Source organism: Clostridium sp. DFI.5.61 (assembly GCF_024462915.1).
Lineage (GTDB): Bacteria > Bacillota > Clostridia > Oscillospirales > Oscillospiraceae > Lawsonibacter > Lawsonibacter asaccharolyticus.
Window position 1 is genome coordinate 1 of record NZ_JANGBZ010000115.1, and the last position, 1,569, is coordinate 1,569.

Consider the following 1,569-nt stretch of genomic DNA (forward strand, 5'->3'; position numbering starts at 1 on the left):
CCGCTCCCCTGGAGGCCTGGGCCGCTGAGAATCCCATCTTTGTCATCAGCCAGGCATTTGTAAATGCCGCTTCTGCCGGGAAAGCTGTTCTGGAAGAGGCTGGTTCTGTGCTCTATGACGGCTCTAATACCAGCGGCTATGATGCTGGCTTCAAGACCGACGCAGAGTTCCAGGCGGTGCTGAAAGAGTGCGGAATGGAGCAGATCGCCCGTAAGGATGTGCCTGTACCCACCTGGTTTGCCGGAACCTCCTCTGCTGACAGCGTAGACTATTGGAAAGAAGCCAATGACTGCGTGTCCAATGCAGACGGGGAGGGCGTATATCGTCAGGATAAGGACTCGGATGCGATCCAGACTGCTTTTGCCAATGCGCAGCTCCCCGCCAGTGAGCGGTACGGCATTTCTCAGGTGAAGGTGAGCTCTGAGACCCCCAGCGCCGCTGAGATCTATGCTTTCCTGTCTGTCTACACCCGCTACGACAACACCTTCGCGTATAGCAACGCGCTGACCTACCGCCTGGACTATACCTCTGCCCGAGTGGCTGCCCAGCAAGCGGCTAAGGCCGGACAGGTGCAGAAGACCCTCAGCGACGGGACCCAGATCCTGGCCCAGGAGGATGTGGCCATTGACGGCCACGGCACCGTCCAGGTGGGCGTGATCGCCTTCAGCGACAACAGCGGCGACGGGCTGTGGGACCCCCGGGAATATATTGCCTATGTGCCCGATGGCTTTGAGGGTAAGGAACTGCCTGTGCTCGTGCTCTACCCTGGCAACAGCCAGACTGACTCCATTTTTATGGATTCCACCCTCTGGTGGCAGGTGGCGGACAAAGAGGGGATCGTGCTGGCTTTCGTCTGCGAGACTTATAGTGCCAGCCCCAGCAGTGTGTCTCACGCTGACTCCGACAAGTTCTATAACTCCCTGATGGCCGTGCTGGAAGAGACTATTGACGGCACTTATGCAAATCTGGACTTCACCCGGATCTACGGCTCCGGACAGTCTGCAGGCTCCATGGCTACACAGGGCTTTGTCCGCACTAACCCCGAATTCTATGCGGCTGCTGCCTCCACCTCTGGACTGGCCGTGCCTGATGGTACTTCTCAGCTGCCTGAGGGGGCTGGCGGGGCTATGCCCGACTTTGTCATCACTGGCCAGAGCGACTTGGATAACCTGATGCCTGACCTGTGGGGCTCTGAGATGGCCAATGAGTGGATTACCTACCTCTTTGATGTGAACAACATGCCTGACGCGCAGATTGGTACTGCCGATGATGAGCATGAGTTTATCAACGACCGCACCAAGGTCTATACTTGGGAGAATAGCGACGGGGTGCCCATGGTCAAGTATGGATATACCCTGCTGCGTGCCCATAACTGCAGTCCCTATGAGATGCCCATCCTGTGGGATTTCATGGAGCACTTCAGCTTTGAGAAGGCCGAGGACGGCACGATCACCCGCTATTACAGCGCCTCCGCGTTTGAGAGAGACGACGCGGTGATCCTGAAATAAGAATCAACTGTAGCAGAACGACCGGGGGCCCCCCGCGGGGGGCGGGGGGGGGGGGGTGGGG

1 pseudogene is annotated in these 1,569 nt (G+C 58.1%); it reads left to right on the forward strand.

Annotated elements, in window-relative coordinates:
- Positions 1-1,508, forward strand: a pseudogene (locus tag NE584_RS19255) (hypothetical protein); the annotation flags it as partial.
- Positions 1,509-1,569 lie beyond the last annotated feature (61 nt).